This is a genomic window from Bryocella elongata, assembly GCF_900108185.1.
Taxonomy (GTDB): domain Bacteria; phylum Acidobacteriota; class Terriglobia; order Terriglobales; family Acidobacteriaceae; genus Granulicella; species Granulicella elongata.
Window position 1 is genome coordinate 537,983 of sequence record NZ_FNVA01000002.1, and the last position, 24,507, is coordinate 562,489.

Annotated in this window: 23 protein-coding genes; 14 read left to right on the forward strand and 9 right to left on the reverse strand. The window is 61.8% G+C overall.

The genetic code is table 11. The features are described from left to right. The first annotated feature begins 131 nt into the window (after positions 1-131). Both C4S68_RS08570 and C4S68_RS08575 read left to right on the forward strand, forming a co-directional pair. On the forward strand, positions 132-1,082 hold the full coding sequence (locus C4S68_RS08570) for a DUF2157 domain-containing protein (protein WP_103932623.1): 951 nt from the start codon (positions 132-134) through the stop codon (positions 1,080-1,082). After that, complete coding sequence (locus tag C4S68_RS08575; RefSeq protein WP_103932624.1) at positions 1,079-2,284, forward strand: hypothetical protein; 1,206 nt, start codon at positions 1,079-1,081, stop codon at positions 2,282-2,284. Before C4S68_RS08570 ends, C4S68_RS08575 begins: the two co-directional genes overlap by 4 nt. A 213-nt stretch (positions 2,285-2,497) precedes the next feature. Here C4S68_RS08575 and greB read toward each other — a convergent pair whose 3' ends face one another. After that, positions 2,498-3,151 (reverse strand): transcription elongation factor GreB, encoded by a 654-nt coding sequence (gene greB, locus C4S68_RS08580; RefSeq protein WP_103932625.1) that lies wholly within the window; start codon positions 3,149-3,151, stop codon positions 2,498-2,500. A gap of 625 nt (positions 3,152-3,776) precedes the next feature. Between greB and C4S68_RS08585 the strand changes: the two genes are divergently transcribed. Beyond that, on the forward strand, positions 3,777-4,661 hold the full coding sequence (locus C4S68_RS08585) for an RluA family pseudouridine synthase (protein WP_103932626.1): 885 nt from the start codon (positions 3,777-3,779) through the stop codon (positions 4,659-4,661). 37 nt (positions 4,662-4,698) lie between these two features. Here the strand turns inward: C4S68_RS08585 and C4S68_RS08590 are convergent, their stop codons facing one another. Together C4S68_RS08590 and C4S68_RS08595 are read right to left on the reverse strand one after the other, a co-directional pair. Continuing rightward, positions 4,699-5,880 (reverse strand): acyltransferase family protein, encoded by a 1,182-nt coding sequence (locus C4S68_RS08590; protein WP_103932627.1) that lies wholly within the window; start codon positions 5,878-5,880, stop codon positions 4,699-4,701. A 109-nt stretch (positions 5,881-5,989) separates the two neighbouring features. Then, the gene (locus C4S68_RS08595) at positions 5,990-7,567 is read right to left on the reverse strand and encodes a DHA2 family efflux MFS transporter permease subunit (RefSeq protein ID WP_103932628.1); all 1,578 of its coding nucleotides are present in this window, start codon (positions 7,565-7,567) and stop codon (positions 5,990-5,992) included. 32 nt (positions 7,568-7,599) lie between these two features. Between C4S68_RS08595 and C4S68_RS08600 the strand changes: the two genes are divergently transcribed. Beyond that, entirely contained in the window at positions 7,600-8,412 is an 813-nt protein-coding gene (locus C4S68_RS08600; protein ID WP_103932629.1) for an AraC family transcriptional regulator, read from the forward strand. Here the strand turns inward: C4S68_RS08600 and C4S68_RS08605 are convergent. Beyond that, a complete protein-coding gene (locus C4S68_RS08605) occupies positions 8,409-8,816 on the reverse strand; it encodes an ArsR/SmtB family transcription factor (RefSeq protein WP_235011460.1) in 408 nt (135 codons plus the stop codon). The two genes, C4S68_RS08600 and C4S68_RS08605, sit on opposite strands and share 4 nt — an antisense overlap. Positions 8,817-8,919: 103 nt before the next feature. Here C4S68_RS08605 and C4S68_RS08610 point away from each other — a divergent pair, with 103 nt between their 5' ends. Together C4S68_RS08610 and C4S68_RS08615 are read left to right on the forward strand one after the other, a co-directional pair. Next, the gene (locus tag C4S68_RS08610) at positions 8,920-9,651 is read left to right on the forward strand and encodes an SDR family NAD(P)-dependent oxidoreductase (RefSeq protein ID WP_103932630.1); all 732 of its coding nucleotides are present in this window, start codon (positions 8,920-8,922) and stop codon (positions 9,649-9,651) included. 961 nt (positions 9,652-10,612) lie between these two features. After that, the gene (locus C4S68_RS08615) at positions 10,613-12,049 is read left to right on the forward strand and encodes a DUF418 domain-containing protein (protein ID WP_103932631.1); all 1,437 of its coding nucleotides are present in this window, start codon (positions 10,613-10,615) and stop codon (positions 12,047-12,049) included. A gap of 410 nt (positions 12,050-12,459) precedes the next feature. On the opposite strand, the gene C4S68_RS08620 is transcribed toward C4S68_RS08615, so the two are convergent. Beyond that, a complete protein-coding gene (locus C4S68_RS08620; protein ID WP_103932632.1) occupies positions 12,460-13,326 on the reverse strand; it encodes an SDR family oxidoreductase in 867 nt (288 codons plus the stop codon). Positions 13,327-13,488: 162 nt separating this feature from the next. On the opposite strand from C4S68_RS08620, the gene C4S68_RS08625 reads away from it, so the two are divergent. From C4S68_RS08625 to C4S68_RS08645, 5 genes are all read left to right on the forward strand, one after another. Then, complete coding sequence (locus C4S68_RS08625; protein ID WP_103932633.1) at positions 13,489-13,884, forward strand: winged helix-turn-helix transcriptional regulator; 396 nt, start codon at positions 13,489-13,491, stop codon at positions 13,882-13,884. Positions 13,885-14,060: 176 nt separating this feature from the next. Beyond that, the gene (locus C4S68_RS08630; protein WP_146072082.1) at positions 14,061-15,179 is read left to right on the forward strand and encodes a methyl-accepting chemotaxis protein; all 1,119 of its coding nucleotides are present in this window, start codon (positions 14,061-14,063) and stop codon (positions 15,177-15,179) included. Positions 15,180-15,246: 67 nt separating this feature from the next. Further along, positions 15,247-16,029: a cytochrome b/b6 domain-containing protein gene (locus C4S68_RS08635; protein ID WP_235011461.1), complete on the forward strand. Its 783-nt coding sequence runs from the start codon at positions 15,247-15,249 to the stop codon at positions 16,027-16,029. Further along, positions 16,026-16,787 (forward strand): molybdopterin-dependent oxidoreductase, encoded by a 762-nt coding sequence (locus C4S68_RS08640; protein ID WP_103932636.1) that lies wholly within the window; start codon positions 16,026-16,028, stop codon positions 16,785-16,787. Before C4S68_RS08635 ends, C4S68_RS08640 begins: the two co-directional genes overlap by 4 nt. Before the next feature lie 139 nt (positions 16,788-16,926). Then, positions 16,927-17,538, forward strand: a complete 612-nt coding sequence (locus tag C4S68_RS08645) for a protoglobin domain-containing protein (RefSeq protein WP_103932637.1) — start codon at positions 16,927-16,929, stop codon at positions 17,536-17,538. A gap of 15 nt (positions 17,539-17,553) precedes the next feature. Here the strand turns inward: C4S68_RS08645 and C4S68_RS08650 are convergent, their stop codons facing one another. Beyond that, entirely contained in the window at positions 17,554-18,381 is an 828-nt protein-coding gene (locus C4S68_RS08650) for an AraC family transcriptional regulator (RefSeq protein WP_103932638.1), read from the reverse strand. 102 nt (positions 18,382-18,483) lie between these two features. Here C4S68_RS08650 and C4S68_RS08655 point away from each other — a divergent pair, with 102 nt between their 5' ends. From C4S68_RS08655 to C4S68_RS08665, 3 genes are all read left to right on the forward strand, one after another. Next, positions 18,484-19,905, forward strand: a complete 1,422-nt coding sequence (locus C4S68_RS08655) for a dihydrolipoyl dehydrogenase family protein (protein ID WP_200821508.1) — start codon at positions 18,484-18,486, stop codon at positions 19,903-19,905. Between the two features lie 54 nt (positions 19,906-19,959). Then, entirely contained in the window at positions 19,960-20,934 is a 975-nt protein-coding gene (locus C4S68_RS08660; RefSeq protein ID WP_103932639.1) for a zinc-dependent alcohol dehydrogenase family protein, read from the forward strand. Positions 20,935-21,058: 124 nt separating this feature from the next. After that, positions 21,059-21,940: an alpha/beta fold hydrolase gene (locus C4S68_RS08665; protein ID WP_103932640.1), complete on the forward strand. Its 882-nt coding sequence runs from the start codon at positions 21,059-21,061 to the stop codon at positions 21,938-21,940. Between the two features lie 129 nt (positions 21,941-22,069). On the opposite strand, the gene C4S68_RS08670 is transcribed toward C4S68_RS08665, so the two are convergent. The 3 genes from C4S68_RS08670 to C4S68_RS08680 all read right to left on the reverse strand — a co-directional run bounded on the left by C4S68_RS08670 (position 22,070) and on the right by C4S68_RS08680 (position 24,467). Continuing rightward, positions 22,070-22,792, reverse strand: coding sequence for an MBL fold metallo-hydrolase (locus C4S68_RS08670; protein WP_103932641.1), 723 nt, complete (start codon positions 22,790-22,792; stop codon positions 22,070-22,072). A 66-nt stretch (positions 22,793-22,858) separates the two neighbouring features. Continuing rightward, positions 22,859-23,638 carry a TIGR03435 family protein gene (locus C4S68_RS08675; RefSeq protein WP_103932642.1) on the reverse strand — a complete coding sequence of 260 codons (780 nt, stop codon included), beginning with the start codon at positions 23,636-23,638 and terminating at the stop codon, positions 22,859-22,861. A gap of 4 nt (positions 23,639-23,642) precedes the next feature. Further along, complete coding sequence (locus C4S68_RS08680; protein ID WP_103932643.1) at positions 23,643-24,467, reverse strand: alpha/beta fold hydrolase; 825 nt, start codon at positions 24,465-24,467, stop codon at positions 23,643-23,645. Between the last annotated feature and the right edge of the window lie 40 nt (positions 24,468-24,507).

The following is a 24,507-nucleotide window of genomic DNA, read 5'->3' on the forward strand; positions in this document are numbered from 1 at the left end:
CATTTCTCTGGCGGGCTCTGGGAACTACGGGGCCTCAGCTCAAGGGAACGGCCGGGGATTGTCCCGGCATGTACTATCGGAATCGACAATTGGAACCGACACACTGCTTCATCGCCGGAGAGTGCAGAGTCATGAACATCCTGGCCCGTCTGGAGAGCTGGAAGAAGCAAGGGACGATATCGCCTGAGCAGCAGGCTGTTTTGGCGAGCTTTGTTCGCGAAGAACCCTTCTCGCTCTCGCTCGAGATCAACATTCTCCTTTACGCAGGGGTCGTGGCGTTCGTTGCCGGGCTTGGTTGGACGGTCTCGACGTGGTCGCAGCAACTTGGCGACGTCCTCATCCTGATTGCTCTCTCGGGCCTGCTTGCCGCCACTTCGTGGTACTGCTTTTCTCGCGCCAGTGCCTGGTCGCCTGCGGAAACGGCTACTCCGACTCCGATCTTCGACTACGTGCTCTACCTCGGCAGCCTCGTCTGGTGCGTGGAGCTCGCTTACCTTGAGAGCCGCTTCCACATCCTCTCCGGACAGTGGGATAACTATCTCCTGGCGACTGCCTTTCTCTTTTTCTTCCTGGCTTATCGCTTCGACAATCGCTTCGTTCTCTCGCTCGCCCTGTCCTCCCTCGCCGGATGGTTCGGGCTCAAGATTTCGCACTGGCCGTCCTTTCAGAACGGGGCGTACCGGCAGTATGCCCTCCTATATTGCCTCGTAGTCGGCGCCAGCGGAGTTATGCTTCAGCGCCGCAAACTGAAGCCGCATTTCTTTGGCACGTATCTCCATATCGTGGCAAACGTTCTGTTCTGGACAACGCTCTCCGGTGTTCTCGATCATCAGGGCTACGGCCCATGGTTCCTCGGCCTGCTGATCGTTTGCGCTGCGTCTCTGGCCTGGGGCTTGCAGCGGCGTCAATTCGTCTTCGTTGCGTACGCCGCCGTCTATGGCTACATCGGTGTGAGTTCGATGTTCCTCCGCAACATGAACGACGGCACCTTGATCCTGATGTACTTCGTAGCGACCGCCATCGCCATGCTCGTCGCGCTCGTGCTGATTGCGCAGCACTTTGGAAGGGGGAGGCAGGCATGAAGCTCTACACAGAATCGACCCAGGAGAGCCTGCGCGCCCGCAAGCTTGTTACCCAATGGAATGACGACGGCCTCGTCAGCAAGGAGCAGTACGAGCAGCTCGAACAGGACACGGTCTCCGACCTGCGCACCACCAACATCTTTCTCCGGCTGGTGCTGTTGCTGTTCACTCTCGTTGCAGTGGGCGCCGCCGTCGGGCTCTTCTTCCTGCTCGCAGGCGCCGCACCCTCCCGGTCATTCATCGGTATATGTCTTCTCGGCTTTTCCGTCTTTTGCTATATGTCCGCCGAGGCCGCTGTCACCGGTGGCCGCTTGTATCGCTACGGAATCGAAGAAGGACTTGCCATCGGTTCCGTAGCTTTGGCCTGCAGCAGTGTGGCCTCTCTCTTTTCCGACAGCGGCCTCCCCTCCGAACATCGTGTGATGTTTCTGGTCTGTTGCGCCGGTGCAGGGTTTTCGCTCTGGATCTGGTATCGCTTTGACCTCTGGTATGCGTTTCCTGCCGCGATGATTTTCACCCTCTTCCTGCCCGGGTACTGGACGCCATCCCACACATGGCAGCGTTGTTGGATCTGCGTTTTGTATGCAGCTGCGCTGGCTTGTATCGCGGCTATTCGCTCGCGTCATCGCTTCGACTACCTCGAACAGGAATATTCGCTCGCGGAAGCCTTTCTCTGGCTGGGAATCTACCTGGTGCTCAACCTCAAGCTCTCAGCCATCAGTTCACCCGCCGAGTTGTGGACCAATATGCATCCCACCTCGGAGTTTGCAGCACCGTTCTACTGGACGACGTGGGTGCTGCTCTGGTGCCTGCCGCCCATCCTCCTCGCGCGCGGCGTGCGCCGGAAGGATCGCTTCCTTCTCGCGGCCGGAATGATCAGTATGGTCCTCACGCTGGTCACCAACAAGCCGTACCTGGGTTGGCAGCGGCATACCTGGGACCCGATGTTGCTTGGCATTGCGCTGATTGCTGTTGCCGTATGGCTTCGCCGCTGGCTCGCTCAGGGTCCCGACGGAGTTCGCCACGGCTTTACTGCGGCGAACATGTCGGGGAGACACAAGCACGCGTTGGGTGTGGCTTCGTCCGCACTCGGCCTGTTCTCTCCGCATCCCATCGCTCCAGCTTCGCAAGCGGGGAGCCCGGAGTTTGGATCCGGGTTTGGTGGCGGATCGGGCGGCGGCGGCGCGAGTGGGGACTTCTGAGAGCTACGGGGAGTCTTCGCGCTTGATCGCCCTTTGCGTGCTGTCGATTTGCTCAATCAAGGGATGAAACTCAAATCGATGGCGCGGACAAGCCGGCTTCTCGCCAGCGATGCGCCCTGCCACGTGGTGATTGGCGAATTTTGTAACTGACTCGTTTCTCCTCGTGCGCCTTTCTCCTAACTGCATGGGCGCTCTTTTTTGCGAACCGTGTTTTCAGGATTCTTCTATGTCATCTGGCTCGGTCGCGGATTGGTTTGCTTGTAGAGGGTCAGCGGTCAGGTCCGTTGGCGACACTTCGGAGCCTAGAGGTACGCGGAAGGGTTCCACGTCTATGCGCTCGTAGCGCACTTCGAGGACGGTGAGGGTTTCTGTGCCGCCGGGGGCTTGGAGGACCACTTCGTCGTCCTCTGCGGCTCGCATCAGGGCTCGGCCCAGGGGGGAGGCCCAGCTGATGTGGTTGCGGTCGAGGTCGACCTCGTCGGTGCCGACGATGCTGACGGTTCGCTGTGTGCCGGCGGAATTCGCGAAGCGGACGGTGGCTCCGAAGAAGACCCTTGTGGCGCGCTGGCCGGTTCGGGGAGCTTCGGGATCGATGACCTCTGCGGCTTCGATTCGCTTGGTGAGGAAGCGGACCCGACTGTCGATCTGCCGGAGGCGTCGCTTGCTGTACTGATAGTCGGCGTTCTCACTGCGATCGCCATTGCCCGCGGCCCATGCCACCACCGCGACTACGGCGGGGCGCTCTTTGGCGAGCAGGAACTGGCGCTCGTCTTTGAGGCGTTCGATGCCGCCGGGAGTGATGTAGTTGGTGCCGTGGCTCGGCGCGGGCTCCTGTGCTTTCGGTCTTCGGGTAAAGCCTTTTTGCATGCTGCGGCTCTTTCTTTAAAGCAGGTAGTGTGGTGAGTTAGAGATTCGTGCAGGATATTGTGTCGGGCTTTCAGCCCTCCAAGCAAGGCAAGGAATTTCTGACTCGGGACACCAGGGAAGCTCTGCATACGTTACAGCCAGCATTCCCCCAGGGGCTAAAGCCCCCTTGATTACGAGCGCTTACGGCACGGCTGAAGCCGTGCCCTTAACGAGACGTGACTGAAGCAAGGTCTGATCGAGTTTTGAGCGTTCCCTCCGGGGCCCAAGCCACTGTATTGCGCGGATGTTTGTGGCGGGACTGAAGTCCCGCCCCGACAAAGCACGACCCGTTCGTTCCTGACAAAGCACGACCGGTTCTTTCCTGGCAAAGCATGACTCGTTCGTTCCTGATAAGGCACAACTCGTTCGTTCCTGACAAAACGTGACTTGTTTCGACCTGACATGGCGCGGCTTGTAAGGAGGCCACTTCATGAGATCTGAACGATCAGCATGACTCGATACTAATCGGGAGGGCTTGCCATTCGCATGGAGAACGGGCCTGCAGTCATCAACGATTGTTGGCGTGCTGCGGGTGTTGATTGGAGCGGAGTACGTGTGGGCGGAGGTCGTCGCTTAGACTCGAAGGATGCTCAACCGGGGCTATGCCTACGCGACGATCATCGGCGGCAGAGAGCATGGGCAGGCGTTGGTGGATCACCTGGCGAGGCTTTATCCGCACTCCACTGCGCAGGCATGGCTGGAGCGATTGGAGCGCGGCGAGGTGACTCTGGACGGCGTTGTGGCCAGCGGGAGCGAGTTGGTTGCTGCGGGTCAGGGCCTGGTGTGGAACCGTCCGCCGTGGGTTGAGCCGGAGGCTCCTCGGGACTTTGCGGTGTTGCTGGAGGATACGCACCTGCTGGCGGTGTACAAGCCGAGCGGGCTGCCTACCCTGCCGGGGGCCGGGTTTATGGAGAACACGCTGCTGCGACTGGTGCAGAGGCAAAGCCCCGATGCGAATCCTGTTCATCGGCTGGGGCGAGCTACGAGCGGCATCGTCCTCTTCGCGAAGACGACAGAGGCGGCCGCGAGGCTGAGTGCGGACTGGAACACGGCGAAGATTCAGAAGATTTATCGAGCGCTGGCGCAGGGCGTGGCGGAGCGGGATGTCTACGAGATTGTTACGCCGATTGGCCTTGTACCGCATCCGCTGATCGGTTCCGTGTGGGCTGCAAGTGCGGGCGGCAAGACGTCTAAGTCCGTGGCGAAGGTAATTTCGCGCACAATAGATACAACGATGTTTGAGGTAAGTCTGTGTTCGGGGCGGCCGCACCAGATACGAATTCATCTGGCGTCGATTGGCCATCCGTTGGTGGGCGATCCGCTGTATGGCGCAGGTGGGCAGCCTCTGGAAGAGCTTCCCGGACTGCCGGGGGATGGTGGCTATCTGCTGCACGCTCAGTTTCTGAATTTCCAACATCCAGTTACCGGAGAGGTCATCCGGGTTGAGGCGGATTTGCCTGCTGGATTCTGATTGCGGGCGATGGTTCCATGCGTGACGAGAGATTTCGTCAGAGGGCGGGGTCTCGGCGCATGTCGGCTTCGAGGGCGGCGGTGTTGTGGTGGGGCTGGTGGCGGTCGCGGAGGCGGAGGAACGGGCGTTCGATGGCGATGTGCAGGAGCCATGCGGTGGCGAAGATGGTTGTGGCGTAGAGCAGCCATGATGCAGGGCCGTGGGGTTTGGTGATGGTGGGGACGTGTTCCATGAGGAAGTGGCCGACTTCTTTGTGAGTGAGATAGAGGGCGAAGGCCAGGGCGGCGATGGTTTGGGCTCCGGGGATGCGGTAGCGGGCGATGAGGCCGTTGCGGCTCATGGCGGATGCGGTGATGAGGCCGAGGCCGAGTGAGAGCAGGGGCAGGCCGACGATCATGCCCCACTTTGCGGAGCCTTCGTCGCTGCCGAGGTCGAGGTTGCGGAACATCCAGATGACGGGAGCGACGCAGGCGATGCCGGCGAAGAATAGCGTGTGGCCGCGCTGCATGAGGCTATCCCAGGTTGCGGGGCGAAAGGTTTTGAGGAGGGCGAGAGTAACTCCTGCGGTGAGGCCGTCGAGGCGGGAGTAACTCGTGTAATAGACCTTCGTATAGATTTCGTCGGAATAGCGGGCGATGAGCCAATAACGCAGAGCGAGGCCGCCGAGGACGACGAAGGTGATGGTGCATGCGGTCTTGCGGGCGGAGGGTTTGCGCATCAACAGCGCGACAAGCACGGGGAGGACGAGGTAGAAGTGCTCTTCGACGCAGAGGGACCAGGCGTGGGAGAAGGCCCGGCGGCGGAAGCTGAAGCCGAAGTTCATGGTGAAGGTGAGGAACTTCCAGAGCGGGCCGATGGTGGGGGCTTCGCGCCAGGCGGGCACGAGGAAGTAGAGCGCGACGACGACGAGATAGACGGGCAGGATGCGGTAGGCGCGGCGGAGATAGAAGGCTTGCACCGAACTGCGGATCGACGGGACTTTGCCTTCTGCGTAGGGCTTGAGTAACTGCTGGCCGATGAGAAAGCCACTTAGGACGAAGAAGAGGTCGACGCCCATCCAGCCGTGATAGGTGACGGGGAGGAGACGCTGGGGCAGCTCGCCGAAGATGGTGAGGTGATAGAGCATGACGGCGAGGACGGCGAAGGCGCGCAGGGTGTCGAGCCCGTGCAGACGGGGGCCGACGCCGACGTGGCGAGGAGCGGGGCGATGGGTTGTCATGTGCGGTGTGGCGGAGAGGCGAGCCGCTTCAGAGTAGCGCGAGTGGCTTTGTGGTGGTGGGTGTGGTGGGGTGGCAAGTTTGGTTCAGTTGAGGATGCTGCGTCTCCGGTCACTTCGCAACGGACTGCGTGACGGTTGGGCCCGATCGCTCTCGGACCAGGAAGAAGAATGCGACGGGCGAGAGCGCGACGGAGACATACATGAGGAGGCGGAAGCAGTCGGCGTAGCAGAGTAGAAGTGCCTGCCGATTGATCTCGTCCTGGATTTGTCCGAGGGCGCGCCGGGCTGCATGGGTGCTGGAATCTCCGGCGAAGGCGTGCAGGTAGGAAGCTCGTGCCTGAACTGCAGCGGCTAACTCCATCGACGATGGGGGCAGGTTTTGGACCAGATACGTACGGTGGATTTGGACTCCACGCACGAGCATGGTGTTCACGATAGAGATACCGATGGCGGAGCCCAGATTCCGGAAGAGACCGTACAACGAAGCGGCGGCGTCGTTCTTGCCGGATTTCAGCCGGGAGAATGCGAGCACGCTCAAGGGAGTAAGAAAGAGCGCGACTCCTGAGCTTTCGAGGATGCGGAGTTTGACGATGGTTCCGTAATCGACCTGCAGCGTGAGGCCGGTTAGCTGGTGGAATGCAAACGTGGTTACCATCAAGCCGCTGACGATCAGGATGCGATGGTCGATGCGCTTCATGAGCCACGTGGTCAGCGGCAGAAACAGCAGCAGGGCGAAGGACCCCGGCGAGAGCACGAGGCCGCTCTCGGTTGCGGTGTAGCCGAGCATGCCGTGGGTGAACTCCGGAAGCAACGCGGTGCTGGCGTAGCGGGCGAAGTAAGTGAAGAAGGCCATGCCGCAGGCCAAGGCAAAGTTGCGATTGGTGAGCAGGCGCATCTGAAGCACCGGATGCTTCGCGCGGAAGAGCTCGTGGTGGACCAGGAAGAGGAGGGCGACGCAGGACAGGATCGCCGCGGTAGAGATTGCGGGCGATGCGAACCAGTCGGAGCGCTCCCCGCGATCGAGCACGTACTCGAGGCAACCGAGGCCCACAGCGATGCCGAGGAGGCCGGCGTAGTCGATGGGAGCATCTCTGGTGTGATCCTGCGGTGCCTCAGGTTGCAGGGCGCGGTTGAGGAAGTAGGCGGCGATGCCGCATGGGATATTCAGGAAGAAGATCCAGCGCCAGCCCCAGTGGTCGCTGAGCCAGCCGCCCATTACTGGTCCGAGTGTGGGCGCGAGGACAATGACGACCGAGTAGAGCGTGAACGCGGCGGCGATCCGTTCTTTGGGAAAGAGGTCGGCCAGGATTGCCTGCGTGGTGGGCTGGAGGCCACCTCCGCCAAGCCCCTGTAATACGCGAAAGAGGATGAGGATTGGGAGGCTTGGCGCGATGCCACAGAAGAACGAGCTCAGGGTGAAGAGCAGGATGGAGAGCAGATAGAAGCGCTTGCGCCCCATGCGGCCTGAGATCCAGCCGCTGACCGGCAACACGACCGCATTGGCAACGAGGTAGGACGTGAGCACCCACACCGATTCGTCGAGCGACGCCGAGAGATTGCCCGCGATGTACGGCAGGGCGACGTTGGCGATGGAGGTATCGAGCACCTCCATGAAGGGTGCGATGATGGCGACTCCTGCAATCAGCCATAGATTGTGATTGGTGGAGGTGGTGCGTTCGCCACTCATATACTGGAAGGCTAGGGCGGCTGAACGGCGATATGCGGACAGAAACTATCGACATCCGGACAGACAAGGCGCTTGCAGAGTGCCTGGAGGTAGATCGTCCCGTTGCGGCGCTGGCATTTGACTATGCTGCGAACGACCATGTTCCAGCGCACGAGCATGTGAAGGCGCAACTTCTCTATGCCATCGAGGGCACGATGGTGCTCTCAACCCGCGAAGGCAAATGGGTATTACTCCCTACGCGCGCTTTGTGGGTGCCGGCGCATACGCGGCACTCGATTCGCATGCGTGGCCCGGTTCGGATGCGGACGCTCTTTCTGGATGACACCGCGAATATTCCGATGGCGAGTTGCGCAGCGGTGAGCGTATCTCCCCTGTTGCGGGAGCTTATCGTGGGCATGCTTCAGGAGCCGCCTCGTTATGCTCCTGCGAGTCGCGGTGCGCAGATGGCGGCGTTGATCGCAAGTGAGCTTCGCGTATGCCAGAGCTTGCAGTTATCTCTGCCGTGGCCCAAAGATCAAGGACTTCGCAAGGCCTGCGATGCGATGCAGCGAAATCCTACGCTGGCGGGAGATATGGAGTACTGGGCGTCGCGACTTTCTGTAAGCAGCAGAACGCTGGCGCGCCTGTTTCGGAGTGAGACGGGCATGAGCTTTGGAGAATGGCGAGCTCAGCTTCTCCTGCTGGAGGCGCAGGTTCGACTGGCGCAGGGGCAGTCCAGCTCGCGAGTTGCAAAGGCGCTGGGATATGCGAGCCATGCGGCATTTTGTGCGATGTTTCGCAAGGCAACGGGCTTTACGCCGATGGAGCATCCGGAGCGCGAAGCGCGGATCCGGCCTGATGACTAAGCTGAGCGGGGGGACCGCTTTGTGGTGGACTTTGCGGAGTGTCTTGCGGGAATTTTCTTTGCGGCGGCTTGTTCGAGTTCGATCATGTGGGCTTTGACGATGGAGGCCATGAGGCCTGGGAAGCGGGCGTCGACTTCGGCGCAGCGGGAGGTGTTGCGGACTTCGACGCCGTGGCGTTCGCTGTGGATGAGGCCGCTTTCGCGGAGGATCCGGAAGTGCTGCGAGAGGGTGGACTTGGGGATGGGGCGGTTGAGGACGTGGAGGAAGGTGGAGCAGTTCTGGGCGCAGTCCTGGGCGACGATGTTGGCGTAGATGGCGACGCGCACGGGATCGGAGAGGGCGTGGAGCAGGCTCTCGACGGTGATGTCTTCGATCGCGGGATGGAGGAACGGTCGCACTGTCATTGAGAGTAGGTGAGGGAAGCGGAAGGTTCAATAGTTCGTATTTTCGGAACTATTGAATCTCCGAACTTCATGGGTCCATCTACTGCTGCAGGAGGGCAGACCCATGGGTAAGCTCGAAGGCAAAGTAGCGGTGATTACGGCGGCGACGTCCGGCATGGCGCTGGCGACGGCGAAGCAGTTTGTGGCGGAGGGCGCGTATGTGTTCATCACGGGGCGCAAGCAGGATCAGCTGGATGCAGCGGTGAAGGCGATTGGGCGCAACGTGACCGGAGTGCAGGGCGATGCATCGAAGCTCGAGGACCTGGACCGGTTGTACGCAACGGTGAAGCGCGAGAAGGGGAAGATCGATGTGCTGTTTGCGAGCGCGGGCACGGGCGAGTTTGCGACGCTGGAGCAGGTGACGGAAGAGCACTTCGACAAGACGTTTGATCTGAACGTGCGCGGGACGTTGTTTACGGTGCAGAAGGCGCTGCCGCTGTTCAACAAGGATGGCGCGATTATCATCAACGGGTCGATTGCGAGCATCAAGGGATTTCCTTCGTTCGGCGTGTACAGCGCGAGCAAGGCGGCACTGCGCGCGTTGGCGCGGACGTGGCTGCTGGAGTTGAAGGACCGTGGGATTCGCGTGAATCTGCTCAGCCCGGGCACGATCGATACGCCGGCGCTTGATCCTTTGGGGGAAGAGGCGAAGAAGGGATTTGCGGCGATGATTCCGCGTGGCACGATGGGGCGGCCGGAGGAGATTGCGACGGTGGCGACGTTCCTGGCGTCGAGCGACTCGAGCTTTGTGAATGGGATCGAATTGTTTGTTGATGGTGGCACGGCGCAGATCTAGAGCCTTCCTCCTGTTGCCGGGTATCCAGGGCGTGGCGTTTTCGTTGGGAAAGCGCCTATAGAGAGTGAGTCATGGCTCTGCACCTATAGGAGGACGCTCTAACGACCGAGGAAGTGCAATGAGCCGAAGCTGCGAGACGCGGCTTCGGCTTCTTTGCGCGTGGGAGCGGGAGAGATATCAATAGACGGGAACGCGGGGCCTTCCACGAGGGCGTTGTGGGCGGCCGAAAGGGAGCCAGGTGGGGATTGCGGACTCAGCTTTGAGATTTTGCAGATCGTTTTTCTGTAGAGGGATGAGGGGAAGAGGTCGCCGCGCTTTGCGGGCTTGAGGTTTGAGGAAAGACGGTGTTTGCGTGGGTGCCGTGGCTAGAGAGCCAGATGGAGGTTCCGGGCTGGCTTTGAGATTTTGCAGATCGTTTTTCTGTAGAGGGATGAGGGGAACAGGTCGCTCGCTTTGCGGGCTTGAGGTTTGAGGAAAGACGGTGTTTGCGTGGGTGCCGTGGCTAGAGAGCCAGGTGGAGGTTGCGGGCTGGCTTTGAGATTTTGCAGGTCGTTTTCTGTAGAGGGATGAGGGGAACAGGTCGCCCGCTTTGCGGGCTTGAGGTTTGAGGAAAGACGGTATTTGCGTGGCGACGTGGCTAGAGAGCCAAGTGGAGATTATGGGTTAGCTTTGGGATTTTGCAGGTTGTTTTTCTGTAGAGGGATGAGGGGAACAGGTCGCTCGCTTTGCGGGCTTGAGGTTTGAGGAAAGACGGTATTTGCGTGGCGCCGTGGCTAGAGAGCCAGGTGGGGATTGTGGACTCAGCTTTTGAGATTTTGCAGGTCGTCTTTCTGTAGAGGGATGAGGGGAAGAGGTCGCCCGCTTTGCGGGCTGGAGGTTGGGGGAAGACGGTGTTTGCGTGGTAGTCTTTCCGCACAGGATTACCCCAATTTCAGCTGAGCGATTTCTTCGAGGTGAGCGTATGAGCACTCCCGTTGTCGCTGTTGATTCGAGCCCGATCGCCCCAGGGGCGAATGAGGAGCTGGCGGGGCCACCGCACGTTGTACCGTTTGCACCGGTCTCGCGGCAGGAACGCATCAGCACGATGGATACGTTGCGCGGGTTTGCGCTGATGGGCATCCTGCTGATGAACATTACGGACTTCGCGCTGGGGTTCTACGACTATAACTGGCCGCTCTCGACGGAGAAGCCGGTGTTCGACGGACCGCACTGGAAGATCAACACAGCGCTGTGGCTGGCGCGGTGGGTGTTTGCCGAAGGCAAGATGCGCGGCATGTTCAGCATGCTGTTTGGCGCCGGTGTGGTGCTGCTGACCGAGCGTGCGGAGAAGCGCGGCGTCGGGCTGCGGGTGGCGGACATCTGGTTGAGGCGCAACATGTGGCTGGTGCTGCTGGGCATGCTGCATGGGTATCTGATCTGGAATGGCGACATCCTGTTTTATTACGGGCTGGCGGGATTGCTGTTTCTGTTCCCGTTCCGGGGGTTGCAGCCGAAGAAGCTTTTGATCTGGGCGGGATGCGTGCTGCTGTTCAACGCGGCGGTCGTCGATGTGGGCTTTCAGACGATGATGCCGTACTCGATCCACAAGAAGGGCGAGGCCGCGAAGGCCGCTTACGCGAAGAACCATGTGGTGACGGAAGACCAGCGCAAGGCGATCGACGCCGAGGACAAGAGCGAGGGGAACTATCGCAAGAGCGTGAAGGACCGCCGGAAGGACATCGCGGAGCAGCAGAAGAGTTACGGGTCGGCCCAGGGGGCGCGAGCGCAGAACGTAGCCAAGGGAGAAGCGCTGGGAGCGTACGCCGGCTGGGGCGACTGGCTGGGCATGATGCTGCTGGGCATGGCCTTGTACAAGAATGGATTTCTGCCGGGCAAGCTGTCGACGCGGACTTACGTGTGGTCGGCGATCGTTGGGCTGGGTATAGCGTGGCCGCTGATTTCGGTGGGAGCGTACGAGGCCTGGAAGAGCCACTTCGACCAGATGAAGACGCTGTTCTGGATGCAATCGACGTACAGCGTGGGGCGTGTGTCAGGAGCGGTGGGAACCGCGGCGTTGCTGATCCTGATTATTCGCTCGGGCGCGCTGAAGTGGTTGATGTCGCGGGTTGCAGCGGTGGGACAGATGGCGCTATCGAACTACCTGCTGACGAGCCTGAGCATGCAATTCCTGTTTGTGTGGGGACCGACGCACTGGTACGGCTACATGGAGTACTACAAGCTGTACATCGTGGTGTTGTGCATGTGGACGGTGAACCTGGTGTGGAGCCCGATCTGGCTGAAGTACTTCCAGTTCGGCCCGGTGGAATGGTGCTGGCGGTCGCTGACGTACTGGAAGCGGCAGCCGATGAGGCTGCAGCCGGGCGGCGAAGGGGTTGCGACGACAGCTTCTGCTGCGTAGGACACGAGAGGTGCAACGGCCCGGGAGAGCGATCTCCCGGGCTGTTTTGTGTTCTGGTGAGTGGGGCTTCGTGGGAAGCTTGCGGCGCTAAGCGCGAAGGCGCCCGCCCCGGGATTTGTGCTGGGCTAGTTTTCTGTAGAGGGATGAGGGGAACAGGTCGCCCGCTTTGCGGGCTTGAGGTTTGAGGAAAGGCTGCGGTGAGCGGGTGGCGTCGGTGACAGGGAGTGTGGTGAGGGATTGTGGTGTTAGGCCTCGAGATTTTTGCGGTGGGCTTGTTTTCTGTAGAGGGATGAGGGGAACAGGCCGCCCGCTTTGCGGGCTTGAGGTTTGAGGAAAGGCGGTGTCTCGGGCGGACTGGGTGCGAGCCCACGTCTCGGAGGCGAGACGTGGGGCACCCGATTTGTGCGGCGTCAGGCGAGGGGTTTGAGGGCTGTGGCAACGGCGTCGGCGAGGGTGGTGGTGGGGCGGCCGATGAGTTTGCTGAGATCGTGCGAGTTGTCGTCGAGGGCGCCGTTGGCGGCGTGGGCTTCGGCGTCGGCGATGATGTGGGCGACGGGGGGCGGAAGGAAGGTGGCGAGGATCTTCTCGTACTCGGCTTCGGGAAGGTTGTGATAGCCGATGGTCTTGCCGGTTTGTTTGCTGACCTCGGCGGCGAGTTCGGCGCGGGTGTAGGGGACGTCGCCACCGAGCTCGTAGGTGGTGTTGGCGTGGGCTTCTGGATCCTGGGTGGTGAGGACGACGGCTGCGGCTTCGGCGTAGTCGGCGCGTGTCGCTGCGGCGAAACGGCCTTCGCCGGAGGCTCCGATGAAGGCACCCTGCTGCAGCGCGGGAGCGATGGCTGCGGTCTGGTTCTCGAAGTACCAGCCGTTGCGCAGGAGCGAATAGGGCAGGCCGCTGGCGACGAGGTACTTCTCGGTGGCGAGGTGCTCGGTGGCGAGGGCGAGGGGTGACGTGTCGGCGTGCAGAAGGCTGGTGTAGGCGAGGAAGGTGACGCCGGCGGCTTTTGCGGTGTCGATGACGGCGGCGTGCTGTGCGATGCGGCGGCCGACTTCGCTGCTGGAGATGAGCAGGACCTTATCGACGCCGGCGAAGGCGGAGGTGAGGGTTTCGGGACGGTTGTAGTCGGCCTCGCGGACGTGGATGCCCTTTGCGGCGAGGGCCGCGGCTTTGGCCGGGGTGCGCACGGCGGCGACGATCTGGTCTGCGGGGACTTTCTTCAGCAGGGCTTCGATGACGAGGGTTCCGAGCTCTCCGGTGGCTCCGGTGATGGCGATCATGATGTTCTCCTTGAGGTTCTGGCCGGCGTGTCGCCGGGGCTTGCTGAAAATATCGATCGAGCTTCGAGTCGCGGGTTTTGTGCTTCGAGTTCCGCGATGAGATGAGATTAGCCCCAGGAGCTTACTTTACGTAAGTACGTACCTCGGGGTAAGCTCTATGACATGCCGTGGCCGAAGAGTACGAAGACTGTTCGCATCCGTAAAGGGAACCTGTATGCAGCGGATTGCCCGACGCGGGATGTGCTGGACGATGTGACGTCGCGCTGGGGATCGCTGGTGCTGGTGTTGTTGCTGGAGAGCAGCTACCGGTTCAGCGAGTTGGCGTACCTGATTGGCGGTGTGAGCGAGAAGATGCTGGCGCAGGCGCTGCGGGTGCTGGAGGCGGATGGGTTTGTTCTGCGGACGGTGCATGCGACGAAGCCGCCGAAGGTGGAGTACAGCCTGACGCCGTTCGGACGCGAGGTTGCGGAGCCGATGAAGGTGCTGACGGAGTTCGTGCAGAAGAATGTGGGCAAGGTGATGGCGCATCGCGAGCGCAGCAAAGCGCGCGTGGCGTAAGTGATCGTGGTCACAACATAAGCCCGTACGGACATCATTTTTCGCGATGATTTCCTTTGTGTTATCCCGTTATGGGAAGTAGTTACCAGAGTTAGCTGGCTGGGCGATGACCGGCTCAAGCAAGTGCATGCAGCGCCGATATCAACCCGTGAGATTTGCACACGGGAGAGATGTTGGTGGCTAACTGGACGTTACGGGCAAAGATGTTGTCGATGGTCACGCTGGTGGCCGCAGTAGGAACGGCGCTGGGGATGCTGGCGTTTCTGTTGGCGACGGGATTGCAGATTCAGGGGCAGGCGGCTGGTGGGGGATTGCTTGATCCGATTGCTTTGGCGGTGTCGCAGCATGCGGGTGTGGTGAAGATTGCGGTCGTGCTGCTGGTGCTGTGTGGGACGGTAGCCGGGCCGGGATCGCTGTGGTTTGTGGTGCAGATCGAGTCCGGGTTGCGTGGCGTTGTGGATGAGTTGAGCCAGGGCGCGGCGTATGTTGCGGAGGCGGCGACGCAGGTTTCGCAGTCGAGCCAACAGCTGGCGCAGACGGCGACGCAGTCTTCGGCGGCGATCGAAGAGACGTCCGCGGCGACGCACCAGGTGAATACGCTGACGTTGCGAAATGCGGAGAGCGCGGCGAAGGCGCTGGCCGTGGTGGACGAGGCGACTGCAAAGGCCGTGGACAGTGGCCAGGCGATTTCTGAGTGCGTGCAGGCGATGAACGCGATTCGTGATTCGTCGGCGGAGATCCAGAAGATCATCGATGTAATCGACAAGATTGCGTTTCAGACGAACATCCTGGCGTTGAATGCAGCGGTGGAGGCGGCGCGGGCCGGCGAGCAGGGGCTGGGGTTTGCGGTGGTGGCGGATGAGGTGCGGACGCTGGCACATCGCTCGGCGGATGCGGCGACGGAGACTGCGGCGTTGATTCAACGGTCGATCGGGTTGGCGTTGAGTGGGTCGAGCCGTACGGAGACGTTGCTGGATGCGAGCAGCCGGTGCAACAGCGCGTTCGAGCGCGTGGGCGAGCTGGTGAGGGAGATTGCGACGGCGTGCAGTGAACAGCGGGATGGCATGAGCGGAGTGTCGGGATCGATGGACGAGCTGAGCCAGGCGACGCAGAATGGCGCGGCGCATTCGGAGGAGACTGCAGCGGCGGCGGAGGAGTTGAACAGCCAGTCGTTCGCGTTGCAGCACCTGGCGAGGGTGCTGGAGCGGATGGTGCAGGGGGGCTCCGGGGTGGCGCAGGAGGACGAGAACTTCAACCTGCGGCAGGCCGGCGAGATGCGGATGATGCAGAGCTAGACGTCAGTAGAAATGAGCGAAGCGAAGGCGGGCGAGGTGCTTCGCATACGACGTGCCGGGGCGATCGTTGCGTGCTATTCTTCTGCGCATGCAGCCACAGCCGGATGCGCGCGTTGTCGCGGGACCACGCCATGGTGTGGTGGTGCGTGTGACGCACTGGCTGACGCTGGTGGCGTTTGTGGCGCTGGTGATCAGCGGCGTGGAGATTGTGTTTTCTCACCCGAGGTTTTACCTGGGGGAGACGGGTAATGTGAATATGAAGCCGCTGTTTACGCTGCCGGTGGCATCTTCGCGCGACACCGTGCCCACGGCGTACAAGTACATTCTTCCTGACCAGAATGGATGGAGCCGCTATCTGCACTTTGAGGCAGCATGGCTGCTGCTGTTTGTGGGCGCGGTGTACGTGGTGAGCGGCTGGCGCAGCGGGCGGTTCCGGCGGGAGATTGTGCCGCAACGCAGTGAGCGCAACTGGCGGAGTTACTGGGGTGTGATCGGCGGCTATCTTCGAGTTACTCCCAGGCGGGAGGAGTCGAAGACGAGTTATAACGTGCTGCAGCGGACGGTGTACTTTGCGGTGATCTTTGTCGCGTTTCCGCTGATGATCTGGACGGGGCTGGCGATGTCTCCGGCATTTACGGCGGTTGTGCCGTGGTGTCCGCTGATTGTGGGAGGACGGCAGACGGCGCGGACGCTGCACTTTTTCCTGACGTGGGGGTTGGTGCTGTTCTTCATCACGCATGTGGCGATGGTGTCGACGTCGGGCTTTGTGGCTCGGATGCGGGGGATGATTACGGGCGGAGATGGGGCGGTTTGTGCAGATGCCGTGGATGCAGTGAAGGAGGGAGCATGAAGAGCTTCTCGCGCCGCAGGATGTTGACTGCTGGAATCGCGGCTGCGGCAGGCGCAGCCGGAGTGATTGCAGCGCCGAAGGTGGTGCGGCGGTTTGGTCTGGCTGCACCGGACTGTGCGGGGCCTTACGGACCGGGCGAGGCGCTGACGTATGCGGCGAGCAGGATCATTGCGCCGAATGCGATGGCGCGGGAGTTTTCGCGCAGCTGGATCTCGAAGGAGCCGTTCGCGAATTCGCTTTATGGGCCGATTCCGGCGGAGTTTACGAAGCACAAGGCCGAGGGTTTTGCGAACTGGAAGATTGCTGTGGGTGGGATGGTGATGCATCCGACGGAGTTCTCTGTGCCGGACCTGAAGCAGATGGGGCGGAGCAGCCAGATTACCGAGGTGGCTTGCGAAGAGGGCTGGTCGTACATTGCGGAGTGGATTGGCACGCCGCTGGCGCTGGTGTTGCAAGAGGTGCAGCCGCTGGCTCCGGCGCGATACCTGGTCTACACGTCGATGCGGGATGGGTTGTGGGATTCGATTGACATGCACGACGCGCGGCATCCGCAGACGTTGCTGACGTGGGGGATGAACGACGGCGATCTGCCATTCGGCTTTGGGGGACCACTGCGGATGCGGCTGCCGAAGCAGCTGGGCTATCGCAATGTGAAGTACGTCCACAAGATGGTGTTTACGGACTCGCTGAAGGGGTTTGGCAAGGGGATGGGATCGGCGAACCCGGAGTATGGGTATAGCTGGTACGCGGGGATCTGAAGCGGATGGGTGTGTTTCGGGGAGATGGCGAGATGTTTTGGGTACGCGGGGGAAGTGAGTTGAGACTCACGGGCAACGGGTAGCGACCGGGGTGAGCGAGTGTGATGGGAGATCGATCGCCACGTACAGATGAGGATGCATGAAGAAGGTTGCCGAAGAGATTCCCGCTTACAGCTATGGAGATGTTGAGGTCGCGGCGTCGCCTGTGTCGCTGGCAGAGTTGGAGCAATTGAAGGAGACGGCGGGATTCAGCCCGCAGGATGAAGCGTACCTCCGGATGGCTGGAGAGGTGCTGGCGGATCAGACACAGGAGATTGTGGCTCACTGGCGGAGCGGGATTATCGCGAGTATTCCGCATCTTGCGAGGCATTCGCGCACGCCGGAGGGGGAGCCGATTCCGGAGTACCTGGGCCGGAGCAACCTGCGATTTCAGCAGTGGATTCTGGATACGTGCCTGCGTCCGTATGACCAGGAGTGGCTGAACTATCAGCAGGAGATTGCGCTGCGGCATACGAGCGTGAAGAAGAACCAGGCGGATGATGTGCGGTCGACGGCGTATGTGCCGTTCCATGACATTGTGGGATTTGTCGCGGTGATGAATGACACGATCAAGCCGTACCTGGCACGTAAGGGGCACGGCGTGGAGGATGTCGAGGGGATGCATGGTGCGTGGCGGAAGTCGCTGCAGATGCAGATTGCGCTGTGGTCCCGGACGTATCTCGACGTGGCGAAGAAGAGCAATGAGTGGTAGCGCGTTGAGCCGGGGTTAAGGGATGCTCGCGGGCTGCTGGGCGGCGAGCCAGCTCATGGGTGGCATTCCCATATGCAGGGTGAAGGCGCGATTGAGGGCGGCTGCGCTGGCGTAACCGACGGCAGGGGCGATCATTTTGAGCGGTTCGCCTTTGCGGAGGAGCGACTGGGCGACGGCGATGCGCCAGAGGACGAGGTATTCGAACGGAGTCTGGCCCATGATGGTGAGGAAGTGCGCGGCGAAGCGTGCGCGGGACATGCCAGCGATGTGTGCGAGCTCTTCGAGGGACCAGGAGCGTTCGGGATGTTGGTGCATGGAGGAGACGGCGCTGGCGAGGTGTTTGTCCGAAAGTGCGGTAAGAATTCCGCCCTGAATGATGTGGGATTCGAGGGCGTGGCGGAGCAGGATGACTAAGAAGTATTCGGCGAGGCGATCGACGGCGACCTGGCGGCCTTCTCTTTGGCTGAAGGCTTCCGCGAAGAGGAGGTCGACGGTGGGAGTGAGCTCCGGAGCGGAGGACAGCGGAACGCTGAGCAGCCTGGGTAGTGCCGCGATGAGGGGATTGGAGGTGCCGGCTCCGAAGTCGACGAAGGCACAGACGATGTCGGCGCCTTCGGTCTGGAAGGTATGTTCGCCGGGCCTGGGGTAGAGGAGGACGGTCGGCTCGCGCAGGACGGTCGGCGCGCCTGCGGGATTCAGGATGCTGAGCACCCCGCTGCGGAGGACATGGAGATGGCCGGCGCTCTTTGTGACGTGATCGGCGGTTGTGCCGCAGATGTGGCCTGAGAAGAAGACCCGGACCGAGAGCGTGAAGCGTGCGAAGAAGGGATTGAGCCTATCCAATTCGATACTCCGAAACAGCTTCGAGAGACTCTGGGTAACTCCCAGTATAAGGATCTCGCGGAGGATGGAGAGGTGGGCGCATGCGTTTGACTGGAGGCGGCGATGATGCAGATGGCGGCGGACGAAGTGGTGGTGGAAGAGTATGACCTTGTGGTCCTGGGCAGTGGAGAGGGATCGAAGTTTGTGGCGTGGACGCAAGCGAGGCAAGGGAAGCGGGTGGCTGTGATCGAGCAGCGTTGGGTGGGAGGATCGTGCCCCAACATTGCGTGCCTTCCGAGCAAGAATCTCATTCAGAGCGCGAAGGTGGCGTCGTACTTTTCGCGGGCCGCGGAGTTTGGCATCGAGACGGCGGGCTACAAGGTGAAGATGGGCGGGGTGATCCAGCGCAAGCGCGGCATGGTGAAGGGGCTGGTGGATATCCACCTGCGTAACTTCGAGACCAGTGGCGCGGAGCTGGTGCTGGGGCACGGAGTGTTTGTGGAGCCTCGCTTGATCGAGGTGAAGCTGAACACGGGTGGTGTGCGGCGGTTGCGCGGCACAGACGTGCTGATTGGAACGGGCACGCATGCGAGGGTGGAAACGATTCCGGGATTGGCAGCGGCGAAGCCACTGACGCATATCGATGCGCTGGAGCTGGAGACGCTGCCGGAGCACCTGATTGTGCTGGGGGGTGGTTACATCGGGCTGGAGTTTGCCCAGGCGCTGCGGCGGCTGGGAAGCCGCGTGACGGTTGTGGAGCGGAATGGATCGCTGCTGCATCGCGAGGATGCGGACGTGACGGCCGGGCTGCAGGGTCTCTTCGATGAGGAGGGGATCGAGGTGATTTTGCATGCGACGGTCGAATCGGTGCTGGGTACCTCAGGTGAGGGCGTTGCAGTTCGCTATCTGCAGGGCGGGGAGGAGAAGACCCTTGAGGGCACACACCTGATGGTGGCGCTGGGCCGCACGCCGAACACGAAGGGCATCGGACTCGAGCTTGCGGGCGTGGATCTGGACGAGCGCGGGTACGTGAAGGTGAATGCGCGGCTGGAGACGACCGCGCCGCATACGTGGGCGCTGGGTGACGTTACGGGGAACCCGCAGTTCACGCACGTCGCGTTCGATGACTTCCGGGTGGTTCGCGACAATCTGGCCGGCGGCGACCATGTAACGACGGGCCGGCAGGTGCCGTTCGTGATGTTCACCGATCCTGAGTTGGCGCGGATTGGGTTGAGCGAGGCGGAGGCGAAGGCGAAGGGGATTTCGTATCGGCTGTTCCGGATTCCGATGGCGGCGGTGCTGCGGACGCGAACGCTCTCGGAGACGCGGGGTTTCATGAAGGCTCTGGTGGGCGAGGATGATCGCATCCTGGGCATTACGGTGTTTGGTGTGGACGGCGGCGAGATTATGTCGGCGGTGCAGATTGCGATGCTCGCGGGCCTGCCATACACAACGCTGCGCGATGCTGTTCTGGCGCACCCGACATTGATGGAGGGCCTTGTGGTGCTGTTCTCGTCGACGCCGGTTGTGGTGAAGCCTGACTGATCGGGAGTAACTCCTGCTGGGCACGGATTCATCGAATTGAGAAAGGAGCGCGCGATGAAGGCATTTGTTGTTGAGGTACCGCACGGGGAGTTTCGTAAGGTTGAGCTTGAGACGCCCACGCCTGCGGCGGATCAGGTAGTGGTGAGGATTCTTGCGAGCGGGATCAACCCGCTGGATACGAAGATTCGTGCGGGCGAAGCCGGGCACGCGAAGCAGCCGTTGCCTGCGGTGTTGGGGCTGGATATGGCTGGCGTTGTGGAGTCGGTGGGCGCGCATGTGACGGCGTTCCGGGCTGGCGACGAGGTGTACGGCATGGTGGGCGGCGTGGGCGGGCAGCAAGGGACGCTGGCGGAGTTTGTGGCGGCCGATGCGGCGCTGCTGGCGCACAAGCCTGCCAAGCTCACGATGCGGCAGGCGGCTGCGTTGCCGCTGGTGACGATCACGGCGTGGGAAGGCCTTGTAGACCGGGCCAAGGTGCATGCCGGGCAGACGGTGCTGGTGCATGCAGGGGCTGGCGGCGTGGGTTATGCCGCGGTGCAGATCGCGCTGGCTTATGGGGCGAAGGTGTTTGCGACGGTGTCGGAGGACAAGCGCGGGATCGTGGAGAGCCTGGGGGCGGTTGCGATCGACCGGAACACGGCAGTGACGGATTATGTTGCCGAGCATACCGGTGGTGAAGGCTTCGACGTTGTGTATGACACGCTGGGTGGAGCGGTGCTGGATGCGTCGTTCGTGGCGGTGAAGCGCTATACGGGGCACGTGGTGAGCTGCCTGGGCTGGGGCACGCATGCGTTGGCGCCGCTGTCGTTCCGAGGGGCTACGTACTCGGGCGTGTTTACGCTGATGCCTTTGCTGACGGGCAAGTATCGCGCGCATCACGGGCACATTCTCGAGGAGGCGTCGAAGCTGGCGGAGCAGGGGAAGCTGAAGCCGTTGCTTGCGGAGCAGGCGTTCGGACGCGACGAGATTGGGGCAGCTTATGACCAGGTTGCCAAGGGCAGCAAAGGCAAGGTGGTCATTGAGCTTTGATGGCGGGCCGGGCATGGATCGCAGACGGTTCCTGGGGGCCGTGTCATTTGCTGGTTTGCACACGATTATGGGGAAGGGTGAATCGCTCGACCCCATGAAACCATCCGATCCACGGAGGACGGCTATGTCGAATGTTCCGAATATTCCGCTTACATCGCACCATTATGTTGAAGCGGACGGTGTGCGGGTGTTTTATCGCGAGGCTGGTCCGGTGGATGCGCCGGTGGTGCTGTTGTTGCATGGTTTTCCGACGTCGTCGTTTCAATATCGCGAGCTGATACCGCGGCTTGCGGACCGGTATCACGTGATCGCGCCGGACCTGCCGGGGTTCGGGTTTACGAAGGTTCCTAAGGAGCGTGGTTATGTGTACACGTTCGATTCGATTGCGCACACAATCTTTGCATTCACGGAAGCTTTGAAGCTGAAGCGATATGCGATGTACGTGTTCGACTATGGCGCGCCGACGGGATTCCGGCTGGCAATGATGGCGCCGGAGCGCGTCGCAGCGATTGTTTCGCAGAATGGCAATGCGTATGAAGAGGGGCTGGGCGATGCGTGGCAGCCGATTCAGCGCTACTGGCGCGAGCCGACGCTGGAGCATCGCAATGCCATCCGGGGAGCGTTGACTGCGGAGGGGATGCGTCATGAGTATGGCGTGGGCATACCTAACCCGGAGCTGATCAAGCCGGAGGGATATACGCTGGATGCCGCGCTGCTGGCTCGTCCGGGTAACGTGGATATCCAATTGGATTTGTTTCTCGACTATGCGAATAACGTGAAGCTGTATCCGAAGTTTCAGGAGTACTTCCGTAAGTCGCAGGTGCCGCTGCTGGCGGTGTGGGGTAAGTTCGATCCGTACTTTATCCCTGCGGGAGCGGAAGCGTTTCGGCGGGATCTGCCGCATGCGACGGTGGAGTTTCTGCCGACGGGGCACTTCGCGCTGGAGACGCACCTGTTGGAGGTGACGAGTGCGATGCGTGGGTTCTTAGCGGCGAACGGCGTTTGAGTTTGCGGCTCGCGTGAGGTCGGCTTTTCATCCAGCTTATGGCGGGGCTAAAGTCCCGCCCCTACAAAGCGGAGATAGATTCGCATGCGGAGATACGTTCGCGAGACGCGGACGGGTGCTGAGGGTTCTCTAGCGGACGGCGGAGGTGCGGGCGAGGGCTTCGGCGTGGCGGCGCACTTCGCGGTAGTCGAGTGCGCCGCCGTGGCCGACGTGGAAGCGGTCGAAGCCAGCGTCGATGAGGCGAAGCAGCTCTCGCGACACGGCTCGAGGATCGTCTTCAAACGGGGGCCTGATGGCGTGGCCGGTGCGGATGAGACCACCGATGAAGATGCCCGAGGCGAGGAGGTCTCCGACCATGGCCTGATTGTGTTCGAGCTCCACGGAGACGGAGCCTTTGGTGTGGCCTGGCGTGTGCTTTACGGTGCCTGTGACGCCGTAGGGTGAGAGGTCGAGGGTGTCGTTGTTGGAGAGCAGGATGTCGGGCTCGAAGGCGGTGTAGGGCTCGTGGGGCAGAGGCGTCCGGAAGAAGACGCGTCCGGCCCAGCCGGTGGGGCAGAAGGTCATGGGGCGCTCGCGCTTGTAGTAAGGGAGGTCATCCTCGTGGGCGATGAGGGGAGCGCGCGACCGCTCGCGGAGTTCTGCTGCGCCGCCGGCGTGGTCGACGTGGGCGTGGGTGATGACGATGGCGGTGAGGTCTTTGAAGGAGAGCCCATTCTTCGAGAGGGCCTTCTCGATCTTCGGCACGGTTCCTGGAAGTCCTGCGTCGATGAGGACGGCGCCTTTGCTGCCGAGGAGCAGGTGGGCGTTGGAGATTTTGAACGGCAGGATGGGGATGCGTACGATGCGGGACATTGCGGGTCTCCGTGTTGCAGAGTTCTTGCTGCGCCGGGCTGCGTGAGTGTGCGTGGCTCGCGGGTGTCAGTTGGGGGTGGGTTGACTGACAGAGGCGACGCGGAGCACTTCCGTTGCGGCGCGGGTGGGCTTGAGGCGGAGACCGAGCTGCTCCTGGATGGCGGTAAAGATGTTGGGGGCTTCGGGAGGGGTGTTGGTCTGCGAGGAGGCTTGGGCATCGTGCGGAGCATCCACGGGGGTGAAGTGCAGCTCGAAGTCGTAGTGGCCTTGTATGCCGGTCTGGTCGACGATGGGGCGATCAATCTCCGGCGGAGCGTATCGCTGGAGGAAGTGGGTGAAATCGGTGACGGTTCCGTGGCCGACGAAGAGGGAGCCGGGTGGCGTGAGGCCGCCTGAAAGGTATACGTCCGGGCTGTCATCCTTCTTCAGCTTCGGCTCCTTGCTGGTGCGTTGGAGAGCGAAGACGGGGATGAGCTGCTGCTCGTGCACGAGGACGAGCTGAAAGCGGTTGGCGAGCAGCTCGGCGACCATCGCGCGGAGCTCTTCCGGCGAGGGACGCTTTTCGGTCTCGGGATCGGCCATGGTGTCGAACTTCTGGGTGTGGATCCACGCGGGGCCAGCGATGATCTGCGTGGCGTGGACGCCATAGGCGAACTTGATGAGGTCTTCGAGGGTTGTTCCCTCGGACACGAATCGGCTGCCGCGGATCTGCGTGTGACGCTCGGCTTCGGGTGCGCTGGGCTTGACGGTGGATACCTGGTAGCGCTGCTGGGCGGTGGCTGCGAGGCAGAGGATGATGCCGAGGAGTGAGGCGCGGCGCGCAGAGCGAAGATAGGACGGGTTCACGCTGTTACCTCGGACCGGTGTGGCCGCTGCCGGATAGCGCGGGTGTGGCGTGGGTCAGCGAGTGACTCGTGAGAAAGCTGTCGATCTCGTGGGCCACGCGGATTGGCTCATCGATGGGCAGAAGATGGCCGCTGTGGGGAACGATCGCGAGAGTGGCGCCGGGGATTCTGGCGATGACTTCGCGGCGATGCTGCTCGACGGAGTCGAGGCGATCGACTTCACCGGCGAGGACGAGGGTGGGGACGCTGATCTTTGGGACCTCGGCGGAGATGTCTTCGAGGATCGCCGCGGAGGGCCATGCGAGCTTTGCTTCGGGTGTTCCGCTGAGGCTGTCTTCGATGATCTGCTCGACTGTTGCGGGATCGGGTGTGCGGGCGGTGAGGAAGGCGATCGTCTGCAGTACGGTCTCGCGATTGTCGTAGGCGTGAAGCTGCTGCTGGCGGGCTTCTTCTGGGAGGCGCGTGGGGGTGGGAGTTGCGGGGGCTACGAGGATCAAGCCGACGAGTCCTTGCGGTTGGCGGGAGGCGACGAGCTGCGCGACCTTGCCTCCCATGGAGTGGCCGACGAGGACATAGCGGGTGAGCTTGAGGTGGTGGATGAGGGCGAGGGCTTCGTCGGCCAGCGCGGCGATGGAGTAGTCGTCCGACGCAGCCGATTGTCCCCAGCCGCGTATGTCGTAGGTGACGAGCCGGCAGGCCGATTGAAGGTGAGCGACGACCTGGCGCCAGGTGCGATGTGTTCCTCCCCAGTAGTGCAGGAAGACGAGGGAGAGGTCGCCGGCGCCCTGCTCTTCGACCTCGAGGGATACGTTGCCGATGAGGAGTTTCATGTTGTGCTCCGCTGAAAAGGTGAGGCGAGCGCGAGGCGTG

Bases quoted from the DNA above. Each gene is read 5' to 3' on its own strand.
- C4S68_RS08585 (WP_103932626.1), top strand. From the start codon at position 3,777: ATGCTCAACCGGGGCTATGCCTACGCGACGATCATCGGCGGCAGAGAG.
- C4S68_RS08600 (WP_103932629.1), top strand. From the start codon at position 7,600: ATGCGGACAGAAACTATCGACATCCGGACAGACAAGGCGCTTGCAGAG.
- greB (WP_103932625.1), bottom strand. From the start codon at position 3,151: ATGCAAAAAGGCTTTACCCGAAGACCGAAAGCACAGGAGCCCGCGCCG.
- C4S68_RS08670 (WP_103932641.1), bottom strand. From the start codon at position 22,792: ATGTCCCGCATCGTACGCATCCCCATCCTGCCGTTCAAAATCTCCAAC.
- C4S68_RS08645 (WP_103932637.1), top strand. From the start codon at position 16,927: ATGAAGAAGGTTGCCGAAGAGATTCCCGCTTACAGCTATGGAGATGTT.
- C4S68_RS08655 (WP_200821508.1), top strand. From the start codon at position 18,484: ATGATGCAGATGGCGGCGGACGAAGTGGTGGTGGAAGAGTATGACCTT.
- C4S68_RS08660 (WP_103932639.1), top strand. From the start codon at position 19,960: ATGAAGGCATTTGTTGTTGAGGTACCGCACGGGGAGTTTCGTAAGGTT.
- C4S68_RS08625 (WP_103932633.1), top strand. From the start codon at position 13,489: ATGCCGTGGCCGAAGAGTACGAAGACTGTTCGCATCCGTAAAGGGAAC.
- C4S68_RS08610 (WP_103932630.1), top strand. From the start codon at position 8,920: ATGGGTAAGCTCGAAGGCAAAGTAGCGGTGATTACGGCGGCGACGTCC.
- C4S68_RS08575 (WP_103932624.1), top strand. From the start codon at position 1,079: ATGAAGCTCTACACAGAATCGACCCAGGAGAGCCTGCGCGCCCGCAAG.
- C4S68_RS08615 (WP_103932631.1), top strand. From the start codon at position 10,613: ATGAGCACTCCCGTTGTCGCTGTTGATTCGAGCCCGATCGCCCCAGGG.
- C4S68_RS08640 (WP_103932636.1), top strand. From the start codon at position 16,026: ATGAAGAGCTTCTCGCGCCGCAGGATGTTGACTGCTGGAATCGCGGCT.
- C4S68_RS08620 (WP_103932632.1), bottom strand. From the start codon at position 13,326: ATGATCGCCATCACCGGAGCCACCGGAGAGCTCGGAACCCTCGTCATC.
- C4S68_RS08605 (WP_235011460.1), bottom strand. From the start codon at position 8,816: ATGACAGTGCGACCGTTCCTCCATCCCGCGATCGAAGACATCACCGTC.
- C4S68_RS08595 (WP_103932628.1), bottom strand. From the start codon at position 7,567: ATGAGTGGCGAACGCACCACCTCCACCAATCACAATCTATGGCTGATT.
- C4S68_RS08570 (WP_103932623.1), top strand. From the start codon at position 132: ATGAACATCCTGGCCCGTCTGGAGAGCTGGAAGAAGCAAGGGACGATA.
- C4S68_RS08680 (WP_103932643.1), bottom strand. From the start codon at position 24,467: ATGAAACTCCTCATCGGCAACGTATCCCTCGAGGTCGAAGAGCAGGGC.
- C4S68_RS08590 (WP_103932627.1), bottom strand. From the start codon at position 5,880: ATGACAACCCATCGCCCCGCTCCTCGCCACGTCGGCGTCGGCCCCCGT.
- C4S68_RS08665 (WP_103932640.1), top strand. From the start codon at position 21,059: ATGTCGAATGTTCCGAATATTCCGCTTACATCGCACCATTATGTTGAA.